Source organism: endosymbiont of Sipalinus gigas (genome assembly GCF_004296475.1).
Taxonomy (GTDB): Bacteria; Pseudomonadota; Gammaproteobacteria; order Enterobacterales; family Enterobacteriaceae; genus Nardonella.
In genome coordinates this window covers 48,923-71,237 of sequence record NZ_AP018162.1, presented here as the reverse complement: position 1 = coordinate 71,237, position 22,315 = coordinate 48,923, and the positions used below count along the sequence as shown (strand labels likewise).

Genomic DNA, 22,315 nt, shown 5'->3' with positions numbered 1-22,315 from the left:
TTTTTATTTTTTATAAAATTTCATATCCCATATCATTTTACTTGATTTTACAGCCTTATTTTCAAATTTAGTAAAATATTTACTATTTTTATATATAAATTCATTTTTTAATATGAATAATTTACTATCTATAATTATATTTAATATAAAATTTTTATATATTTCAGAATCTGTTACTATATTTAGTATAGTATTTTTCTTTAATAAATAATATGAATTTAATAAAAATTCATTATTTATAATTCTTCTTTTATTATGCTTTTTTTTTTCCCAAGGATCAGGGAACAAAATTATTATTTTATATATAAAATTTTTTGGTGCTAATTTTTTAATTATTTCATTAATATCATAATTTATAATTTTTATATTATCTATTTTTTTTTTATTTATTAAATCTAAACAATATGCTAATCCAGGTTCATAAAAATCAATTCCTATAAAATTTATATTTTTATTTAATTCTGCATTTTTAACAAAAAAATTCCATTACCAAATCCTATTTCTATTATTATTTCATTATTATTATCAAATAAGTTATTTAAATATATATATTTATTATTATGATTTATAATATACTTTTTATTAATATATAAAATTTTTTTTTTATTTTCAGTTAATTTATTTCTATAATATTTTTTTATCATATATTTTTATTATTTTAATTTATATATTTATGTAATAAAATATTAATTATTAATTTTATTTTATAAAAATAAATATGTCGTTTAATATAATTATATTATTATTAATTTTTTTTATTAATATAAATATATCTTTATGTAAAGATATTTATAGTGTAAATAAAAAATACTGGAATAATTATAAAATTAATAATATTAACTATTCTGAAAGTTTAAAAATAAGAAGTTATATAGATTTTAATTTAAAAATTTTAATTGTAGAAACATTACATAATGATAATCCAAAATTTTTTTTAGAAAAAGAAATAGTAAAAATTTTATTAAAAAATAATTTATTTTTTATTGATATAGTTAATAAAAACATATCAAATTATGAAATTTTAGCTAAATATATAGTTAATAGATATTTTAATATAAAAAAAACATATAATAATAAATATATGTATTTTGTTAGTTTAAATTTTTTAGATCTTTATTATAAAGATTTATATAATAATTATAATAAATTAATAGATATAAATTCTAGTAAATATAACATAGATAAAAAACTAGTATTATCTATTATAAAAGCAGAATCTAATTTTAACTCATTTGCTGTAAGTAAATCTGGAGCTATAGGTTTAATGCAAATATTATATAATAAATCAGCTAAAGATGTTTTTAATATTTATAAAAATTTAATAAGATTTAAAAAAGAAGAATTATTTAATCCAGAACATAATATAGAAATTGGTATAGCTTATATATCTATAATTCAAAATAAGTATTTTTCAAAAATAGAAAATTCTGAATCACTAAGATATATAACAATAGCTTCATATAATGGAGGAATAAATAGTATAATAAATATATTTTTAGGTGATAGTAATAATTTTGTATATACTATAAATAATATGAGTTCAAATTTAGTATATAAAAGTATAGTTAAACATCATCCTATTAAAGAAATAAGAGAATATTTAAAAAAAGTTAATAAATATTATAATGAAAATTAATGTTTAAAAATAATTTTGATGTATTAGTCGTTGGTGCAGGTCATTCTGGAATTGAAGCAGCTTCAGCTGCATCTAGATTAGGTTGTGAAGTAATGTTAATTACATCTAATATAGATACAATAGCTCAAATGTCATGTAATCCTTCAATAGGAGGTATAGGTAAAGGTCATTTAGTTAAGGAAATAGATTCATTAGATGGGTTAATGGGTATAACTTCAGATGAATCTGGTATACAATTTAAAACATTAAATACAAGCAAAGGAATGTCAGTTAGATCAACTAGAGCACAAATAGATAAATTATTATATCAGAAAATAATAAAACATAAAATATGGAAATATAAAAATTTAACTATACTTCAGCAAAAAGTTAATGATTTATTAATTAATAAATATAAAGTTATAGGAGTTAAAACTGAATTAAATATAGAAATATTTTCTAAAACAGTAATATTAACTATGGGGACTTTTTTAAATAGTAATATATATATAGGAATAAATAATAAATCAGAAGGCGGAAGAATAGGTGATATATCTTCTAAATCACTATCATTAAATATACAAAATAAATTATCATTTAATACTAAAAGATTTAAAACAGGAACTCCACCAAGAATAGATGCAAGATCAATAGATTTTTCTGATTTAGAAGAGCAAAAAAGCGATTATCCTATACCTAAATTTTCTTTTATAAAAACAAAAAATGAATTAAAACAAATTTCATGTTTTATAACTAGAACTAATATGAATACTCATGAAATTATATTTAATAATATTAACAAAAGTCCAGTTTATAATGAAATAATAAAAGGTAAAGGACCTAGATATTGCCCATCAATAGAAGATAAAATAATAAAATTTAAAGATAAAGATTCACATCAAATATTTTTAGAACCAGAAGGTTTATCCAGTAAAGAAATATACCCTAACGGTATATCTACTAGCCTTCCATTTGATATACAAATTGAATTTATAAAATCTATAAAAGGATTAGAAAATTCATGTATAACTAGACCTGGATATGCTGTTGAATATGATTTTTTTGATCCTAAAGATCTAAAATTAACTTTAGAAAGTAAAATTATATCTAATTTATTTTTTGCAGGTCAAATAAATGGAACTACTGGATATGAAGAAGCTGCAGCTCAAGGTTTATTAGCCGGCATAAATGCTGGAAGATTATCTAAAAAATTAGATCAATGGATTCCTAATAGATATGAATCATATATTGGAGTTATGGTTGATGATTTATGTAATAAAGGGATAATAGAGCCATATAGAATGTTTACATCTAGATCTGAATATAGATTAATGTTAAGAGAAGATAATGCTGATTTTAGACTAACTGAAATAGGATATAAATTAGGAGTTGTTAATAAATTAAGATGGGATTTTTTTAAAAATAAAAAAAAAATAATAAACAAAGAAAAAAATAGATTAAAAAAAATATATATAAATAATAATTGTTTAAAAAAAAATAATTTAGATAAATTAATTAAATTAAATAAAAGTATAAATTGCTACGATATTTTACGTTTTAATAATATTAATTCTAATACATTAGAATATATTTCAGAAGTAAAACCTTTATTAATTAATGATAATTTTAATATATATAAAATAATTGAAATAGATTCTAAATATAAAAATTATATAGATAGACAATACATTGAAATAAAAAAAATTAAATCTTATGAAAAAATTAAAATACCTAGTAATATAAATTTTAGTTTAATAAAAAATTTATCAAATGAAATAAAAGAAAATCTTAATAAATTTAATCCTAAAACTTTAAGTGATATATATAAAATTCCAGGTATAAATTATTCATCAATACTTACTATTATAGTATGGATAAAAAAAAGTATTAATAAATAATATGATAAAAAAAAATAGTAGTATAAATAAAATAAATTCATTTGGAATAAATATAAAATGTAAATATTTAGCTATAGCTAATAATTTAAATGATATAAAAAGATATATTTATATATCAATAAATAAAAAAATTCCTATAATTTTTGTTGGTGATATTAGTAATACTATATTTTTAGAAAACTTCTGTGGATTTATAGTTTTAAATAGAATTTATGGAATAAATATATACAATTATAAAAAATATTGGCATTTACATATACATTCTGGAGAATCATGGTCCAAAATTGTTAATATTACTATTAAAAAAAATATATATGGATTAGAAAATTTATCTATGATACCTGGAAGAGTTGGATCAGCGGTTATAAATAATATAGGAGCATATGGAGTTGAAATAAGTGATATAATTAGTTATGTTTATATTATTAATATATATAATTTTAATAAAAAAAAAATAAATAATAATGAATGTTCATTTAATTACAGATATAGTATATTTAAAACTAATAAATATAAAGATTATATAATACTATCAATAGGTTTAAATTTAAAAAAAAACTGGAGTCCTATATTAAATCACAAAAAAATTTTTTGTTTAAAAAAATATAATTTAAATTCTAAAAAAATATACAAAATAATAAATAATATAAGGGCAAATAATATACCTAATTTTAATATTATTAGTAATTGTGGAAGTTTTTTTAAAAATTGCATATTAAAAAATAAAAATTTTATAAATTTAAAAAATAAATATAAATTAATACCAAATTTTAAAATAAGTAATAATAAATTTAAAATTTACTCAGGATGGTTAATTGATAAATGTAATTTAAAGAGTTTTTTTTATAAAAATTTATACATATATAATAAAAATTCTTTAGTTATAGTAAATTTAGGAGAAAATACAAATGGGAACGATATATTATTCTTTATAAGAATAATAAAAAAAGTAGTAAAAAGAAAATTTAATATAAAATTAGAAAATGAAGTTCTTTTATTAAAAAATAATTTTATAAAAAAATTATATGGTTAGAATAAGATTATCTAGATATGGAAGAAAAAAATTGTCTTCTTATAGAATAGTTGTTATATCATCAAAAAAACCCAGAAATGGAAAATATATAGAAAAAATAGGATTTTTTAATCCTAGTATAAATACTAATAATATTAAAAATAAATTATATATAAATATAGATAGAATATATTTTTGGAAAAAAAAAGGAGCTTCTTTATCAAAAAGAATTCCTAATTTAATAAAAATGTATGAAAGAAGTATTTAATAATTTATTAGTTGGCAAAATAGGATCATCTTATGGTGTTATAGGATACAATAAAGTATATTCTTATATGGATAATAAAATTGATATATTTAAATATAAATGGATAATTATATTAAATAAAATAAAAACTACATATATAGTTGAGAAATGGAAAAGTTATAAAGATAACTTTTTAGTTAAATTAAATACTGTAGATAGTAAAGAAAAATCATCAAAAATAACAAATTTATATATATATATAAATATCTTATATAAAGATAATGATTTTATATATTTAAAAGATATATTAAATTTTTCTGTTTTTTTTGAAAATTATTTTTTAGGAAATGTATATGATTTTATAGAAATAAAATATTATTATATATTAATAATAAAAAAAAATAATAAAGAAATATATATACCTTTAATATTTAATATATTTATAAGAGAAATTAATTTAGAAAAAAAAAATATAATTTTAAATAAAATATGTTAAAATGATTAAATTTGCTGTAATTACTATGTTTCCAGAAATATTTTCTATAGTTAAGAAAATTGGAATAATAAGAAAAGCTATAAAAAATAACATAGTAAATATATATATATTTGATTTAAAAAAATATTCTGATAATAAAAGAGTAGATGATAAACCTTATGGAGGAGGATATGGAATGATAATTAAACCTGTTCCATTAAAAAAAACTATAGACGCAGCAAAAAAAAAAATAGGCAAAACTTCAAAAGTTATATATTTAACTCCTCAAGGAATTAAAATTAATAATAATATTATTAAATACTTTTCAAAATCTAATAAAAATATAATATTTATATGCGGAAGGTATAAAGGTATAGATGAAAGAATAATATTAAATGAAGTTAATTATGAAATTTCTATAGGAGATTATATTTTAAGTGGAGGAGAAATACCTTCTATTTTAATTATGGACTCTATAATAAGATTAATACCTGGAGTTTTAAATTCTGAAAGTTCATATAAAAATGATTCATTTTATAAAAAAATTTTTGATTTTCCAAATTATACTAGACCTAGAATATTTAATAATATAGAAGTTCCTAAAGTTTTATTATCTGGAAATCATTATGAAATAAATAAATGGAGATTAAAACAATCATTAGGAAAAATGTGGTTAAATAGACCTGAATTAATAAATAAAAGCAAATTAGATAAAAATGAAATAAAATTGCTAGAAGAATTTAAAGATGAATTATTAAAAGATAATAAAAATGTCAAAAAATAGTATAATAAAAAATATTGAAAATAGTCAAATAAAAGATATAAATATTATAAATAAAATAAAATCAGGATGTACAGTAAAAATAGAAAATATTAATATTATAAATAAAAATATTCAAATTTTTTTTGGAATAGTTATATCTATTAGTAGAAAAGGTATATCTACATCAATAACTGTAAGAAAAATGTTTTCTAATAGTGAAGGAGTAGAAAAAACTTTTTTTATTTATTCTCCTACAATAAAAAATATAAGTATAATTAAATATAACAAAGTTAGAAAATCTAAGTTATTCTTTATAAGAAAAAATAATAAATATATAAAAATATAGTTTACATTTATTAAATTTACTAGTAAAATATATTTACTAGTAAAATATATTTACTAGTAAATATATCCTTTTATAATTTTATATTTTAAATATGAATACAAATTGTTTTAATTTCTTAAAAGAAAAAGATTTTATATCCCCAAATTTATTAAAAAATAAATTTAATATCTATAAAAATATTAATATTAATATATTAGAATATCGTAATATTATATCTAATATAATAAATAAATTAGATAATAGATTATTAATTATATGCGGTCCTTGTTCTGTAAACAATAGAGAATCTCTTATAGAATATGCAAATAATTTTAAAAATTTATCTTTAAAAGTAAATGATTATTTATATTTAGTTATTAGAGCATATTATGAAAAACCAAGAACAACAGTAGGTTGGAAAGGTATAATATATGATCCTGATATAAATGGATCAAATGATATTGAAAAAGGAATTTATACTTTTAGAGAAATTTTATTAGATTTATTTAATATATCAATCCCTGTAGCATCTGAAATTTTAAATCCTATATTTATAAGATATTTTGGAGATTTATTAAGTTGGGTATCTATAGGAGCTAGAACTTCAGAATCTCAAATACATAGAGAAATAATATCCGGATTAAATATTCCAGTTGGTTTTAAAAATAGTACAGATGGTAGTATAGATTCTTGTGTTAATTCAATAATTTCATCTAAAAATTCACATAATTTTATATATATTAATGAATATGGAAAATTATCTTATGTAAAAACATTAGGAAATTTAAATTCTCATATAATTTTAAGAGGGGGAAAAAATGGTCCTAATTATTTTTATGAAAATATAGATGAATATATTAAAATTTTAGATAAAAATAAATTAAATAAATCTATACTTATAGATTGTAGTCATGATAATTCTAATAAGAATTATAAAAATCAAATAAATGTTGTAAATAATATAATTAAACAATTAAAAAACAATAAGTATATTATAGGTTTAATGATAGAAAGCAATTTAAATGAAGGAAATCAAAGTTTTGATTTATATGATAAAAACAAAAATATTAAATATGGTGTATCTATAACAGATTCATGTATTAATTGGAAAGATACAGAAGATTTAATATATAAAATATATTATGAATATAAAAATATTTGTAATAATAGACAAAATGAAAAATAGTTTAGATAAAATAAGAAAAAAAATAGATATAATAGATAAAGAAATATTTTATTTATTTTCAGAAAGATTTAATTTAGTAAAAAATATATCAGATATAAAAAGTAAATTAGGTTTATTATCTTTTGATAAAGATAGAGAATCTTTTATATTAAATAAAATAATAAATGATAATACTAATATATCTAAAAATTTTATAGAAGATATTTTAAATAGAGTATTTTTTGAATCTTATATTTTAGAAAATAATACATATGATAAAATAATATATAATACTAATTCTAAAATAAATATTACTATAATAGGTGGAGATGGTAATATGGGAATTTTATTTAAAGATAAATTTATAAAATCAGGATATATTGTTAAATCTATAAATTCATCAAATTGGGATATTAATTTAGAATTTATTATAAATTCGAATGTTATTATAATAAGTGTCCCTATATCAAAATTTATATCTATAATAGATAAATTAAATAATTTAAATTTAAGTAAAAATATAATAATAGTAGATATATCTTCTATAAAACATTTTACTATAAAAAGTATATTAAATATTCATGAAGGTCCGGTTTTAGGATTACATCCTATGTTTAGTAATAATATAGATAATTTTTCAAATCAAATTATGATTTGTTGTAATGGAAGATTATCTGATTCATATAAATGGATATTAGATCAATTTAAATTATGGGGTTTAATATTACATACTATAGATAGTATTGAACATGATAAATATATGTTATATATACAATATTTAAGATATTTTATATTTTTATCATATGGTTTATTTTTAATTAGAAATAATATTAATATAAATGAAATGATAAATATTTCTCCTTCATTTAATTATATATTTTTAAATTTATTTATATATTTTTTCAATCAAGATTCTAAAATATATATAGAAATAATAAATTATAGTAAAAAAAATGATAATAATATAATAAATTCATTTTTAGACAATATAAATTTAATAAAATTATATATAAAAAATAATAAAATTGATGAAATTTTTAATGAAATAAAAAAATGGATTAATCTAAATATAGATAAAAAATATATAAATAAATCTAGTAATATTATAAAGAATTCAATAATATTAAAGTAAATTTATTATTATTTTTTTATTAATTTTAATTTTATAAAATTATCTATATTTGAATCTAAAATTTTATTAAAATTTTTTAAAATTTCATTTAAGCTTAATTTTTCACATGAATGTCTTGCATATATTACAGCGTAATATACTAAACTTGTATCTTGAAAATTTTTAATAAATTCTATAGATCTATTTAAAGATGATAAATAATATCTATTATCTAAAAAATATTTTATTTTTAATATTTCATTTAATGCAATTTTATCTTTTATATAATTTAATTTTTTTATTGATGAATTGTAATATACGCTATTAGGATAGTTTTCTATTAATTCTTTAAAACTATTAAATGCTATTTTTAATTTAGAATTATCTCTATTTTCTTCAAATGTAAATATACTTTTTTTATTTTTAGAATGTAACAATATATTTATTAATCCTTTCATATATAATAAATAATCATAATTTTTAAGTTCTTTATATTTTAATAATTTATTTATTATTAATATTGATTTTTCTAATTTATTTACTTTATAATATGAAAACGCTAATTCTATTTTTGTTTCTATTAAATCTTTATATGGTATACATAAATTACATGTTCTTTTTAAATCTTTTATAACTAATTTATAATTTTCATTTATTAAATTATTAAATATATCTGTTTTAATTTTATTATTATAATTTTGACTAGATATACATGAATTTAAATTTAACATTATATAAATAGTTATTAATAGTATATTTTTCATTATTTTTTTTTTAATTTATGTTATAAATATAATATTATTAATTTTACTATTTTTTTTTTAAATGTTAAATATAATTTATGAAGATAAATATATTATTATTATTAATAAACAAAATAATTTAATAGTAAATAATATATTATATAAAAAAAATAAAACATTAGTTGATTTATTAAATGAATATTATCCTAATATTGTTAATGTTGAAAGAAATGGAATAATACATAGATTAGATAAAAATACTACAGGATTATTAGTAGTTGCTAAAACAAATATGTCTTATAAATTTTTAATAAATTCATTTTTAAAAAAAAAAAATATAAAAGAATATATAACATTAGTATCAGGTTTGCTAATTTCCGGAGGAAATATAAATAGTTATATAAAAAGAGATTTTAAAAATAAAATGAAAATGAAAGTATCTAATAACGGAAAATATTCAATTACACATTATAGAATAATAGATAAATTTAATATTTTTACTTTGTTAAAAGTTATATTATATACCGGCAGAACTCATCAAATAAGAGTTCATATGTCATATATAAATCATCCTATAATAGGTGACTTTAAATATGGTAAGAATATTTCTATATTTGATAAATCAATGAATTTCATAAAAAAAAGAAATATAAATTTTAATAGACAAGCTTTACATTCATCAAAATTAATTATACAACATCCTGTAAGTAATAAATTTATGCATTTTTATAGTGAAATTCCCAAAGATATGATGGATTTAATAAAAATATTAAAAAAATAAATTATATGAATATATAAATTTATTGATAAAATAATAATACATGGTATTATTTATATTAATATAAAATAAATATTATATATATAAAATGATATTAAAAAATAACATATTTATTATAGGAGCAATGGCTTCTGGAAAAAGTACTATAGGAAAACTTTTATCATGTAAATTAAATTTTAATTTTATAGATTCAGATGAAGAAATTAAAAAAAAATTAGATATGGATATTAATAGTATATTTAAATATAACGGGGAATTCTTTTTTAGAAAAGAAGAAGAAAAAATATTAGAAGAAATTGTTATAAAAAATAATATAGTATTATCTACAGGAGGAGGAGTTATAGATTCTGATAAGAATATAAATTTATTAGTAAATAATGGTATTATAATTTATTTAAAAGTTAGTATTGAAAATCAATTATTAAGAATAAAAAATAATAAAGATAGACCAATATTATCAAATAATAAATTAAATAATTATAATATTTTATATGAAAAAAATAAAATAAGAAATAATTTATATAATAAAATATCTAATATTATTGTTGATACTAATGAATTTGATATTAATATTATTATAGAAAAAATATTAATTTCTTTAAAAGAATTTAATTTTTTTATTAAAAAATTTAGTTAAATTATGTATAAATTAAATGTAAATTTAAATAATAATAAATACAATATAAAAATAGATTTTAATTTATTATCAAATATAAATAATTTATCTCCTTTAAAAAAAAATGATGTAGTAGTAGTAATAACTAATAATATACTATATAAAATACATTTAAATTTTTTAAAAAAAATATTAATTAAATTTGATTTAATTATAAATGAAATAATAATACAAGATGGTGAAAATAATAAATCGTTAACTATATTGAATGATATATTTACAAATTTATTACATTATGAATATGATAGAAATATAATATTAATATCATTTGGAGGTGGAGTAATAGGCGATATATCAGGTTTTGTAGCATCAATATATAAAAGAGGTGTTAGAATTATACATATACCAACAACATTATTATCTCAAGTTGATTCATCAATAGGGGGTAAAAACGGTATAAATCATCCATTAGGAAAAAATATGATAGGAACATTTTATCAACCTAATGCTGTTTTTATAGATACATTTTTTTTAAAAACATTACCAAAAAAAGAATTTATATCAGGATTATCTGAAATTATAAAATATGGGATAATTTTAGATAAATTATTTTTTAATTGGTTAGAATATAATATTGATTTTTTATTAAATCTTGATTTTAGAAAAATAAATTATTGTATATATAAATGTTGTAAAATAAAATTAAGTATAGTAAATAAAGATGAAAAAGAAACTAAAAATATAAGATCATTATTAAATTTAGGTCATACTTATGGTCATGCTATAGAATCTTTTTTAGGTTATGGTAATTGGTCTCATGGAGAAGCTGTATCTGCTGGTATAATGATGTCTGTATATACTTCTTTAATAACTAAAAATATAAATATAAATGATGCTATAAGAATAAAAAATATATTAAATAAAGCCGGATTACCAATAAAAGGACCATTAAATATGAATTATGAAGATTATATTTTTTATATGAAAAAGGATAAAAAAAATGATAATAATTCAATAAATATAATAATTCCTATAAGTATAGGAAAATCTAAAATTTTAAAAAATATTTCACATGATATAATAAAGTCTTCAATATATAAATGTAATAATGAAGAATTTTAATTATTTAAAAATTTTGATGATTTAATAAATCCTTTATTTATTAATATATCAGTAGCCAATATACATTCTTCTATTGATTTATATATTTTATTTTTTTCATTAATATTAAAATTTGTTAGTAAATAATTATGTGTATTATTTATAGATTTTCCTATTCCTATTTCTATTCTATAAAATTTATTATTATTTATATTATTTATAATACTTTTAATCCCATTATGACTAGAATTAATTTTATTAAATTTTATTTTAGAGCGACCTTGAATTAAATTCATCTCATCATAAGCAATTAGTATATTGCTATAATTTATAATAGATAAATAGTCTAATACTAATTTTATATTTTTTCCTATCAAATTCATATATGAATTTGATATAAATATATGTATAATATTATTTTTTACGTTTAAATAAAATATTTTTCCAAATTTTTTTTTTTCTATTTTAAAAATGTTTTTTTTAAAAAAAAATACTAATTTTTCTATATAAATTAATCCTATATTATGTCTATTATAAATGTATTTAGGAAAATTGTTTCCTAATCCAGATATTAATTTTATATTCAATGCATTAATAAAAATTCCAATTACATATTTTTAAATAGAAATTATTATTACTATTTTTTTCTATAAATTCTATATTAATAGGTAATTTAGGTTCTAAATTATCATAATACTCATGATATATTATATTATATATATTATGTTTTATTTCTTTTAAATATCCATTCTTATTATATACAAATTTATCTGAATTAGAAGGTAATCCTATTAACCATAATTTTAAATTTTTTATTGGAAAGTTTTCTACATATAAACTTTTTATTATTTTATTTTTTTTTATTTTTTCTTTTTTATTTGGATAAGAAACGAAGTCAATTAAATTTATTCCATATGTATATACTTTAAATTTAAAGTATTTGTTTTTTATATTATTACAATAAAATTTTATTAAAGTATTTTTCATTTTTTCATTATTAAATATAATATTTCCATTAACTTCAAAATTTTTTATTTTAAATAACATATTTTTATTTTTTTTCCATTTACTACTTTTTTCATAATTTATAGAATTTTTATTACAGTATAAATTTTCAGTATTAGAATATTTAATATTTAATATATTATATAATACTAATAAATAAATAAAAAAATTAATAAAATTAGTCATATTTTTTCTTTTAATTTTTAAAATTAATTTATTTAAACTAATTTTAATTAATATAATATTATAAAATAATATTATAATATTTTTATATTAAAAATCAAAATAACAATTTAATATGGATGTGTATTATTTTTTTTTAAAACATATAGATATAATAAAAAATAAAATAAAAAATATAGAATTAAATTTCAAAAAAAATATTTTTAATAAAATTAATATAGAAAAAGAAAATTTTGAATATATAAAATTAAAATCAATAATAGATGAATTTAATGAATTAAAAAATATATATAATAGTATATTATTTTGTAAAAAAGAAATAGAATCTAATTCTTATATAAAAGAATTAGCATGTGAAGAATTAAATATATTTTTAAATTTAAAAAATAAAATAGAGAATAATTTAAAAAAAATTATTACATTAGAATATTCTGAAAAAAAAAATAAAGGTTGTTTTCTTGAAATAAAATCAGGAACAGGAGGTAATGAATCCTCATTATTTGTTATCAATTTATTTAAGATGTATCAAAAATATTTTAATAGAAATTTATGGAAATTTGATATACTTAATAAAGTAGAAAATGAAAATGGAGGTATAAAAGAAATTTTTATAAAAATTAATAATAATCTATCTTATGATAAACTTAAATTCGAATCTGGAGGTCATAGGGTTCAAAGAATACCAAAAACAGAATCTCAAGAAAAAATACATACATCTACTTGTATAGTAGCTGTAACTCCAATAGACAGTGATGTAGATAATTTTAGTTTAAATATATCTGATTTAAGAATTGATACATTTAAATCTTCTGGAGCTGGAGGTCAACATGTTAATACTACAAATTCTGCAGTTAGAGTAATACATTTACCTACTGGGATAAATGTAGAATGTCAAGATGAAAGATCACAACATAAAAATAAATCTAAAGCATTAAATATATTAAAAGAAAAAATAATTTCATTTAATTTAAAAAAAAAAAAAGATAATGAATCTATATTAAAAAAAAAATTATTTGGATCTGGATATAGAAATGATAGAATAAGAACTTATAATTATATTAATAATATGATAATTGATCATAGAATCTCTTTAAGATTAAATAAACTAGAAGAAATATTAAACAGTGGTAATTTAGATATAATAATAAATTTTATAGAAGATAAATATATATCTAATAAATTTGAAATGTTTTTAAAAAATGTTAACTTATAATGATTGGTTATGTATATCAAAAAATATATTAATTAAATTTAATATATCAAACTATAATTACTATTTATATAGTATATTAAGTTATGTTAATAATATACCATTAGATAATTTATTTTTATATAAATATAATTATTTATTAAATAAGAATTTGTTAATTATGAATAATTTATTATCTAAAGTAATAAGAAATATACCAATAGAATTTTATATTAATAAAATATATTTTTGGTCATATTTTTTTGAAATTAATAATAATTCATTTATACCAAGAATAGAAACAGAATGTTTAATTGATTTTATATTAAATTATATAGATAATAATAAATTTTATAATATTTTAGATTTAGGTACTGGAGTTGGAAATATAGCTATATGTTTATCTAAAAATATAAAAAAATCTTACACTATAGGTATAGATATAAATTTAAATTCTATAGAATTAGCTAGAAAAAATTCATTAAACTTAAATTCAAAAAATATACATTTTATATTATGTGACTGGTTTAATTTTAATTCAAAAATAAAATTTGATATAATAGTTAGTAACCCTCCTTATATATCTTTAAATGAATTGAATTTATGTAATAAAAGTATTTTATATGAACCTAAAAAATCACTTATATCTAATAATTCAGGTTTATATGATATTAAATATTTAATAAATAAATTTTATAATTTTTTAAAAGATAATGGATTAATAATATTTGAACATGGATTTAATCAAGATTATTTAATAAAGTTATTATTATCATCAAAATTTAAAATTTTTAATAAGTTAAAAGATAATAATAATATTAAAAGATTTTCTTATGGTATAAAGTAATTATATTTAAAATATTTTATTAGGAGAATCAGTCATTATATCTTTAAATGATGATGTTTTAGGAAAAGGAATAATTTCTTTTATATTATCTAAATTATTTAGTAACATTATTAATCTATCTAATCCAAAAGCTATCCCTGAATGATTTGGAGTTCCATATTTTAGAGCTTCTAAAAAAAAATTAAACTCATTATTTTTATTTACATTTATTATATCAAATATAGTATTTTGTATATTTTTATTATTTATTCTTTCTGATCCACTTGCTATCTCAAATCCATTTAATACTAAGTCATATGAATTAGATAATATTGATAATATTTTTTTTTTATTATTTATATTATATATATTATTAATAGTTTTTGGTAATGTAAATGGATGATGATTGCATTCTATTTTATTATTTACTTCTTTAAACATAGGAAAATTTGTTATCCATATTAAAGATGTTTTTACATTATTTATATACATTTTAATTTCTTTAAATAAAGAATTTCTTATATTTAATAAATTTTTATATATTTCATCTTTATCTCCAATTAATATAATAAATATATCATATTTTGTATTATTATTTATTTTTAATAAATTTAGTTTAAATAAATTATTAAAAATTTTATTTAAAAATTTTGATATTTTGTTTTTATTAGTTATAAAAAAATTTATATTTTTAAAATTAAAATTTTCTAAAATTTTATAATAATTTATATTAATATTAGGTAAATTAAAAAAAGAAATTATTTTATTTTTTTTATTAAATATTTTTTTATTTATAAATTTGTTTATATCTTTATTTATTCTAAATATTTCATTTATATAAAATAATTCTATAAAATTTCTTAAATCTGGTTTATCTGTTCCATATTTTATAATAGAATCTTTAAATTTTATTTTTTTTATTTTTTCTATATTTATATTATTTATTTTTTTAAATAAAAATTTTATTAATTTTTCTGATATATATATTATATAATTTGATTTTAAAAACGAAACTTCAATATCTAATTGAGTAAATTCAGGCTGTCTATCAGATCTTAAATCTTCATTTCTAAAACATCTAGCTATTTGATAATATTTATTAACTCCAGACATCATTAAAATTTGTTTAAATATTTGAGGTGATTGAGATAATGAATAATATTTATTTTCATAAATTCTACTGTTTACTATGTAATTTCTAGCCCCTTCTGGTAAATATTTAGATAATATTGGTGTTTCTATATTAATAAATTTATTTTTATTCATAAATTTATGTATTTCATATGTTATATATGATCTTATTTTTATTAAATTTAAATTTTTTCTTAAATATAGATATCTAAATTTTAGTTTATTCTTTTCAGAAAAATTATTTATATTTATAGGTATTTCATCTGAATAATTTATTACTAATATATTTGTAGCAATTATTTCTAAATCTCCATTTAATTTTTCATAATTTATTTTATCTATTGGTCTATTTTTTAAAAAACCATATATTTTTACACAAGATTCATTTTTAATTTTTTTTAGTATATAAAAAATTGAATTATTATTTATATTTTTTTTATTGAAGTTTATTTGTATTTTTCCATAAAAATCTCTTATTTCAATAAAATAACAATTATTATTTATATATCTTTTATCATCTATCCAACCGTATATATATATATATTTATTTATATATTTATTTAAGCTATTACAATCACATTTTCTAAAATAATTCATAATTCAAATTAAATAAATTTAATATTTGTAACATTTGTTTTGCGGCTAATTGTTCTGATTTTTTTTTATTTTTATCTATACCATATGATGATATATGCAATTCTTTTATTTTACATATAATTAAAAATATATAATTATTTTTCTTATTTTCTATATTATCTAATACAATATATTTAGGCAAAGATATTTTATTTTTTTGTAATAAGTTTTGTAATAAAGACTTAAAATCCTTATTTGTATTTTTAAAATTATCTATATTTAAAAAAAAATCATAATATAAATTATCTATTATAATTTTAACCTTTTTTATATTACTATCTAAAAATATAGCTCCTATAATAGCTTCTATAGAATTTGCTAATATTGAATTTTCTATATATTTTTTTTTATTATATTCAGATTTTCCTAATAATATATAATTATATATTTCAAATTTATTTGCTATTTTTGTTAATGTAGTAGATTTTACTAATATAGATTTTAAATTACTCATTTCTCCTTCATTTAAATTAGAAAATTTTTCATATATTTTATTAGTTATTATAAAATTTAATATAGAATCACCTAAAAATTCTAATTTTTCATTATTTATATTACTAAAACTAGAATGAGATAAAGCTTGTAGTAATAAAATCTTATTTTTAAAAATATATTTTAATTTTTTTTCTAAATTTAAAATTTTTAAAAATATATTCATAATTATATATTTATTTTTTAATAAATTTTAAATTTTTAATTATTAAAATCTTATATACTTCTTTAATATTAAATAATATAAATTTTACTTTTCCAATTAATAATTTTTTTTTAACAAAACCCCAATATCTACTATCAAAACTATTATCTCTATTATCACCTAATACAAAATAAGCTCCCTCAGGGACTATCCATTCTACGGTATTTTTTTTATTAGAATTTAAATAGTAATTATATAGAAAATCTATTTGTTTTTTATATATTAAAATATCATATTCACAATTACCTATTTTTTCTTTTATTATTTTAAAATTTTTATAATCTAAATTAGAATTTAAGTTTAAATTTTTTATTTTATCTAATATAAGTGAATTTATATTATTATAATTATAATATTTTATGTAATTATTATTATTGAATTTTACTATTATTTTTTTATTTATTCTATTATATATAATTTTATCTTTAGGTAAGCCTATTATTCTCTTAATATAGTTTTTTTTATTATCAATAGGAAATTTAAATACTATTAAATCACCTCTTTTTAAATTATTTAATTTTATATATTTACTATTCTTTTTTACTAAAACTATATCTCCTGAAGATAAAGTTGGAAACATTGAATTTGATGATATATAAAATAATTCATATAAAAATTTTTTAATAAAAAAAGAAAGTATAATAATATATAATAAATATTTAAACTCATTTATTTTTTTTATTATATACGTATATAATTTTAAATTATATTTTTTATATAAAAAATAATTAAATATAAAAAAAAATAATAAAATAATATTTATCATTTTATATTTTAATAATTGAATATATATCATTACTTGTAATATTAACTAATCCAGTTTTATTCATATATTTTTTTTTTATTTTTTGATTTTTTAATAATTTTTTTTTTCTATTTATATCACCGCCATAACATTTAGATATAACATCTTTTCTAAATCTCTTTATTATGCATTTTTTTACTATATTTTTATTAATTAATATTTGTATTTTTATATCAAATTGTTTTCTGCATATATTTTTCTTTATTTTATTAATCAAATTTTCACAAAAAATATTATAATTTTTATTTACTATAAATGTTAATTCATTTATTTTTTTATTATTTATTAATACTTCTAATAAAAATAATTCAGTTTTTTTAAAATATTTAAAATTATAATTAAAAAAAACATATCCTTTAGATATTGATTTTAATTCGTCAAAGAAATTATAAATTATTTCAGACATAGGAATATCATATATTAATTCTATAAAATTAATATTTATATTTCTTGAATAAATTAATTTACCTCTTTTAATAAAACATAATTTATTTATATTATTAATATATTTATATATTGTTATTATAATACATTTACATATAGGTTCTCTAAATTCTTTTATATTAAAATTATTTATATCATTAATATTACTTAATTTTATTATTTTTTCTTCTTTAGTTAATATTTCATATAATACATTAGATTTTACTATTTTAATATTTATATTAAATTCTCTTTTTAATCTTTCTTTAAATATCTCTATATGTAAAGTTCCTGAAAATCCACATTTAAAACCATTTTTTGATATTTTTAAATTTTTATCAAAATATAATGATGTATCATTTATACTTATTTTTTTTATAGAATTATATAATATATTATATTCATTTATATTATCAACAATAATATTCGCATATATTTTAGGAAATGTATTATCTATATCTTCTATAAAATTATAATATTTTTTTGGTATATTTTTGGTTTTATTAGATATTAAAATATTATTAAAATTTATATTATCTTTTTCTTTTATAGAACAAGATATCCATCCTATATCTTCGTCTAATAATTCATCACATTCTATTTTTATATTATTATTTATAATACCTAATTTATTTACTTTATATAATTTATCATCTTTAAAAAATTTAATAGTATCCTTTTTTGTTAATTTTCCTTGTTTTATTTTTATTAATAATAATATTCCTAAATATTTATCAAACCAAGAGTCTATTATTATTGCGATAAAATCATTATATATTTTTTTAGGATAGGGTATTTTATTTATTATATTATTTAATAATTCATCTATTCCTATTGAATATTTTGCAGATACTAATATCGGTTCATTTTTTATATTTAATATATCTATTATTTCTTTTTTAGTATTATTTATATCAGAATTTATAGAATCAATTTTATTTATTACAGTAATAATCTTTACATTATATTTTATAGCATTATTATATAAGTATAATGTTTGTGATTCTATACTTTTAGTAGAATCTATTAATAGTATTGCCCCTTCACATACTAAAAAATATTTATATATTTCATTTAAAAAATCTGTATGACCTGGAGTATCTATTAAATTTAAATTATATATATAATCATTTAATTTATATTTAAAATTTATATTTTTAGATTTTATAGTTATTTCTTTTTCTTTTTCTAATTCTGTATTATCAATATTATTTTCTAAATTAGAATTAGAAAATTTTAATATACTTTTTGATAAAGTAGATTTACCATGATCTATATGTGATATAATACAAAAATTTCTTATATTTTTCATTTTAACTATTTTTCTTAAAAATGAATTTAAATTGGAAAAATTTTTTTATTAAAGAAAAAAAAAAAATATATTTTATTAATTTAAAAAAATATTTATATAATGAAATAAAAAAAAAAAAAATTATTTTACCTTCATTAAATGATATATTTAATGCATTTAAATTTACAAATTTTAATAACTTAAAAGTTGTAATAATAGGACAAGATCCATATTATAAAATAAATCAAGCTAACGGTTTAGCATTTTCTGTTAATAAAAATATAAAAATACCTCCATCATTATTAAATATATATAATGAGTTATATAGAAGTATAAGTTATTTTAAATATCCTAATCATGGATTATTATTAAATTGGTGCAATCAAGGAGTTTTATTATTAAATAGAATATTAACAGTTGAAAATAATAAACCTAAATCTCATATAAATATTGGTTGGGAAATATTTACTAATAATGCTATTAGTTTTATAAATAACAATCTTAATAGTATTATATTTATGTTATGGGGATCTTATGCCAAAAAAGTAAAAAAATTAATAAATAATAAAAAACATTATATATTAGAATCATCACATCCTTCACCTTTATCTGTTAATAAAGGTTTTATAGGATGTAATCATTTTTTTATATCTAATAATATTTTAATTAAAAATAATAAAATTATAAATTGGAATTTATAATTTATTTTTTATTAGTCGATACTTTTACCATAGCGGGTTTAATTAGTTTGTCATTTAATATATATCCTTTTTCTAATATTTCAGTAATATAATTATCTTTATATTTATCTGAAAATTCTAATACAACTGCTTGATGTATATTATGATCAAATGGAACATTTATTTTATCTATTGAAAATAATCCAAAATTGTTTATTACCTTTATTAATAATTTTAATGTTAATTCTACACCTTCTATTATATTTTCAATTTTAGAATCTTTATGTTCTAATGTTCTTTCTAAATTATCTATTATAGGTATCAAATCTAACATAAATTTTTCTAATGATAGTTTACGTATTTTATCTATTTCTATTGAGTGTCTTTTTTTTATATTTTCTATTTCAGCTTTAAAATAAAGATTATTATTAATTAATTTATTGTTTAAATTTTCTATATTTTCTTTTAATTTTAATATTTCATTAATATTATAAAAATTGTTTTTATTTTCTTCTTCTAAATTGTTTTTATTTTCTTCTTCTAAATTGTTTTTATTTTCTTCTTCTAAATTGTTTTTATTTTCTTCTTCTAAATTGTTTTTATTTTCTTCTTCTAAATTGTTTTTATTTTCTTCTTCTAAATTGTTTTTATTAGTTTTATATAAATCATTTATCATTTTTATTAACACCTATTGATTATTAATTATAATTATTTATAATTTTATTATAATATACTTTTTTTATATAAAAAAAAGTATTAAAATTTTAAATTAATAAATAGAATATGAATTATTTTTTAATATTTTTTTTAGTTATAAATATATTTAATATATCAAACTGTAATAATTTAATCGTTAATAAAAGTTCTAATGAAAAATTAATTAATAGATGTTCATATTATGGCGTTTATATAGATGATTATCATGCTAACTCTTTAAATATTGGAGATGATAAAAAAAAAGTTATAGAAAAAATTGGTTCTCCTATATTAATTAGTCCATTTGATGAAAATATATGGATATATCTATATTATAAAATAACTTTTTTTGGAAATATAAAAATAATAAAAAAAATTAAATTAATTTTTTTTAATGATGTTTTAGTTAAAATATACATAAAGGATGATAAAAAATAATACTATTTTTAATTTACTAGAGAATAATAAAATTTTATTTAATTATGATATAAAGTCAAAAATAGAATCTGGTATAGTATTACAAGGATGGGAAGTAAAATCTTTTTTTTATAAAAAAGTAGATATAAGTAATTGTTATATAAAAATAAAAAATAATGAAGCTTTTTTAATTAATTCTATTTTTAATCCAATTAGTAATATATCTAATATAGATTCATGTATTACAAACAGAAATAGAAAACTTTTGTTAAATAAGGATGAAATATATAAATTATATATAAAGTCTAAAATAAAAGGTTTTGCAATAGTTGTTTTATCTATATATTTTAAGAATTCTTTTATAAAGTTAAATATAGGTATAGCTAAAGGGATAAATAAATATGATAAAAGAGAAAATATAAAAAACAGAGAGTGGGATAGAAAAAAATTATACATTTTAAAAAAAAGTAATAAAAATTATTAATGG

At 15.4% G+C, this 22,315-nt stretch carries 26 protein-coding genes and 1 pseudogene; 17 read left to right on the top strand and 10 right to left on the bottom strand.

Annotation, left to right across the window (positions count from 1 at the left end):
• Positions 1 to 3 precede the first annotated feature (3 nt).
• Both NARSGI1_RS00355 and NARSGI1_RS00350 read right to left on the bottom strand, forming a co-directional pair.
• Positions 4 to 432, bottom strand: a complete 429-nt coding sequence (locus tag NARSGI1_RS00355; protein ID WP_232513723.1) for a class I SAM-dependent methyltransferase — start codon at positions 430 to 432, stop codon at positions 4 to 6.
• Between the two features lie 23 nt (positions 433 to 455).
• Entirely contained in the window at positions 456 to 644 is a 189-nt protein-coding gene (locus NARSGI1_RS00350) for a hypothetical protein (RefSeq protein ID WP_130616847.1), read from the bottom strand.
• Positions 645 to 718: 74 nt separating this feature from the next.
• On the opposite strand from NARSGI1_RS00350, the gene NARSGI1_RS00345 reads away from it, so the two are divergent.
• From NARSGI1_RS00345 to tyrA, 9 genes are all read left to right on the top strand, one after another.
• Entirely contained in the window at positions 719 to 1,636 is a 918-nt protein-coding gene (locus NARSGI1_RS00345; RefSeq protein WP_130616846.1) for a murein transglycosylase domain-containing protein, read from the top strand.
• On the top strand, positions 1,636 to 3,513 hold the full coding sequence (gene mnmG / locus NARSGI1_RS00340) for a tRNA uridine-5-carboxymethylaminomethyl(34) synthesis enzyme MnmG (RefSeq protein WP_130616845.1): 1,878 nt from the start codon (positions 1,636 to 1,638) through the stop codon (positions 3,511 to 3,513). Before NARSGI1_RS00345 ends, mnmG begins: the two co-directional genes overlap by 1 nt.
• 1 nt (position 3,514) lies before the next feature.
• Positions 3,515 to 4,546, top strand: a complete 1,032-nt coding sequence (gene murB, locus NARSGI1_RS00335; protein WP_130616844.1) for a UDP-N-acetylmuramate dehydrogenase — start codon at positions 3,515 to 3,517, stop codon at positions 4,544 to 4,546.
• The gene (rpsP, locus tag NARSGI1_RS00330) at positions 4,539 to 4,793 is read left to right on the top strand and encodes a 30S ribosomal protein S16 (RefSeq protein WP_130616843.1); all 255 of its coding nucleotides are present in this window, start codon (positions 4,539 to 4,541) and stop codon (positions 4,791 to 4,793) included. Before murB ends, rpsP begins: the two co-directional genes overlap by 8 nt.
• A complete protein-coding gene (gene rimM / locus NARSGI1_RS00325; RefSeq protein WP_130616842.1) occupies positions 4,777 to 5,268 on the top strand; it encodes a ribosome maturation factor RimM in 492 nt (163 codons plus the stop codon). The genes rpsP and rimM overlap by 17 nt, the downstream gene beginning before the upstream one ends.
• A 1-nt stretch (position 5,269) precedes the next feature.
• Entirely contained in the window at positions 5,270 to 6,031 is a 762-nt protein-coding gene (gene trmD, locus NARSGI1_RS00320; protein ID WP_130616841.1) for a tRNA (guanosine(37)-N1)-methyltransferase TrmD, read from the top strand.
• Entirely contained in the window at positions 6,018 to 6,356 is a 339-nt protein-coding gene (locus tag NARSGI1_RS00315) for a 50S ribosomal protein L19 (RefSeq protein WP_130616840.1), read from the top strand. Before trmD ends, NARSGI1_RS00315 begins: the two co-directional genes overlap by 14 nt.
• Positions 6,357 to 6,447: 91 nt before the next feature.
• Positions 6,448 to 7,521: a 3-deoxy-7-phosphoheptulonate synthase gene (locus NARSGI1_RS00310; protein WP_130616839.1), complete on the top strand. Its 1,074-nt coding sequence runs from the start codon at positions 6,448 to 6,450 to the stop codon at positions 7,519 to 7,521.
• On the top strand, positions 7,478 to 8,632 hold the full coding sequence (gene tyrA, locus NARSGI1_RS00305) for a bifunctional chorismate mutase/prephenate dehydrogenase (RefSeq protein ID WP_130616838.1): 1,155 nt from the start codon (positions 7,478 to 7,480) through the stop codon (positions 8,630 to 8,632). The genes NARSGI1_RS00310 and tyrA overlap by 44 nt, the downstream gene beginning before the upstream one ends.
• A gap of 8 nt (positions 8,633 to 8,640) precedes the next feature.
• On the opposite strand, the gene bamD is transcribed toward tyrA, so the two are convergent.
• The gene (gene bamD, locus NARSGI1_RS00300) at positions 8,641 to 9,375 is read right to left on the bottom strand and encodes an outer membrane protein assembly factor BamD (protein WP_130616837.1); all 735 of its coding nucleotides are present in this window, start codon (positions 9,373 to 9,375) and stop codon (positions 8,641 to 8,643) included.
• Between the two features lie 61 nt (positions 9,376 to 9,436).
• Here bamD and NARSGI1_RS00295 point away from each other — a divergent pair, with 61 nt between their 5' ends.
• From NARSGI1_RS00295 to aroB, 3 genes are all read left to right on the top strand, one after another.
• Entirely contained in the window at positions 9,437 to 10,135 is a 699-nt protein-coding gene (locus NARSGI1_RS00295; RefSeq protein WP_130616836.1) for an RluA family pseudouridine synthase, read from the top strand.
• 85 nt (positions 10,136 to 10,220) lie between these two features.
• Positions 10,221 to 10,769: a shikimate kinase gene (locus NARSGI1_RS00290; protein WP_130616835.1), complete on the top strand. Its 549-nt coding sequence runs from the start codon at positions 10,221 to 10,223 to the stop codon at positions 10,767 to 10,769.
• Positions 10,770 to 10,772: 3 nt separating this feature from the next.
• Complete coding sequence (gene aroB / locus NARSGI1_RS00285) at positions 10,773 to 11,870, top strand: 3-dehydroquinate synthase (RefSeq protein WP_232513719.1); 1,098 nt, start codon at positions 10,773 to 10,775, stop codon at positions 11,868 to 11,870.
• On the opposite strand, the gene pth is transcribed toward aroB, so the two are convergent.
• The gene (gene pth, locus NARSGI1_RS00280; RefSeq protein ID WP_172596827.1) at positions 11,867 to 12,436 is read right to left on the bottom strand and encodes an aminoacyl-tRNA hydrolase; all 570 of its coding nucleotides are present in this window, start codon (positions 12,434 to 12,436) and stop codon (positions 11,867 to 11,869) included. The genes aroB and pth overlap by 4 nt on opposite strands.
• A gap of 4 nt (positions 12,437 to 12,440) precedes the next feature.
• The gene (locus NARSGI1_RS00275) at positions 12,441 to 13,040 is read right to left on the bottom strand and encodes a lipoprotein insertase outer membrane protein LolB (RefSeq protein WP_130616832.1); all 600 of its coding nucleotides are present in this window, start codon (positions 13,038 to 13,040) and stop codon (positions 12,441 to 12,443) included.
• A 112-nt stretch (positions 13,041 to 13,152) separates the two neighbouring features.
• Between NARSGI1_RS00275 and NARSGI1_RS00270 the strand changes: the two genes are divergently transcribed.
• The gene (locus NARSGI1_RS00270) at positions 13,153 to 14,250 is read left to right on the top strand and encodes a PCRF domain-containing protein (RefSeq protein ID WP_130616831.1); all 1,098 of its coding nucleotides are present in this window, start codon (positions 13,153 to 13,155) and stop codon (positions 14,248 to 14,250) included.
• Positions 14,237 to 15,073 (top strand): peptide chain release factor N(5)-glutamine methyltransferase, encoded by an 837-nt coding sequence (locus NARSGI1_RS00265; RefSeq protein ID WP_130616830.1) that lies wholly within the window; start codon positions 14,237 to 14,239, stop codon positions 15,071 to 15,073. The genes NARSGI1_RS00270 and NARSGI1_RS00265 overlap by 14 nt, the downstream gene beginning before the upstream one ends.
• Before the next feature lie 6 nt (positions 15,074 to 15,079).
• Here the strand turns inward: NARSGI1_RS00265 and aspS are convergent, their stop codons facing one another.
• From aspS to NARSGI1_RS00245, 4 genes and pseudogenes are all read right to left on the bottom strand, one after another.
• Entirely contained in the window at positions 15,080 to 16,780 is a 1,701-nt protein-coding gene (gene aspS / locus NARSGI1_RS00260) for an aspartate--tRNA ligase (RefSeq protein WP_130616829.1), read from the bottom strand.
• Entirely contained in the window at positions 16,767 to 17,477 is a 711-nt protein-coding gene (gene rnc / locus NARSGI1_RS00255) for a ribonuclease III (protein ID WP_130616828.1), read from the bottom strand. The genes aspS and rnc overlap by 14 nt, the downstream gene beginning before the upstream one ends.
• Positions 17,478 to 17,487: 10 nt before the next feature.
• Positions 17,488 to 18,168, bottom strand: a pseudogene (gene lepB / locus NARSGI1_RS00250) (signal peptidase I); the annotation flags it as partial.
• Positions 18,169 to 18,283: 115 nt separating this feature from the next.
• Entirely contained in the window at positions 18,284 to 20,056 is a 1,773-nt protein-coding gene (locus NARSGI1_RS00245; protein ID WP_130616826.1) for a GTP-binding protein, read from the bottom strand.
• Positions 20,057 to 20,076: 20 nt separating this feature from the next.
• Between NARSGI1_RS00245 and ung the strand changes: the two genes are divergently transcribed.
• The gene (ung, locus tag NARSGI1_RS00240; RefSeq protein ID WP_130616824.1) at positions 20,077 to 20,736 is read left to right on the top strand and encodes a uracil-DNA glycosylase; all 660 of its coding nucleotides are present in this window, start codon (positions 20,077 to 20,079) and stop codon (positions 20,734 to 20,736) included.
• Position 20,737: 1 nt separating this feature from the next.
• Here ung and grpE read toward each other — a convergent pair whose 3' ends face one another.
• On the bottom strand, positions 20,738 to 21,391 hold the full coding sequence (gene grpE, locus NARSGI1_RS00235) for a nucleotide exchange factor GrpE (protein WP_130616822.1): 654 nt from the start codon (positions 21,389 to 21,391) through the stop codon (positions 20,738 to 20,740).
• Positions 21,392 to 21,498: 107 nt separating this feature from the next.
• Here grpE and bamE point away from each other — a divergent pair, with 107 nt between their 5' ends.
• Entirely contained in the window at positions 21,499 to 21,849 is a 351-nt protein-coding gene (bamE, locus tag NARSGI1_RS00230; RefSeq protein WP_130616820.1) for an outer membrane protein assembly factor BamE domain-containing protein, read from the top strand.
• Positions 21,836 to 22,312, top strand: a complete 477-nt coding sequence (gene smpB / locus NARSGI1_RS00225; protein ID WP_130616818.1) for an SsrA-binding protein SmpB — start codon at positions 21,836 to 21,838, stop codon at positions 22,310 to 22,312. Before bamE ends, smpB begins: the two co-directional genes overlap by 14 nt.
• The last annotated feature ends 3 nt before the right edge of the window (positions 22,313 to 22,315 follow it).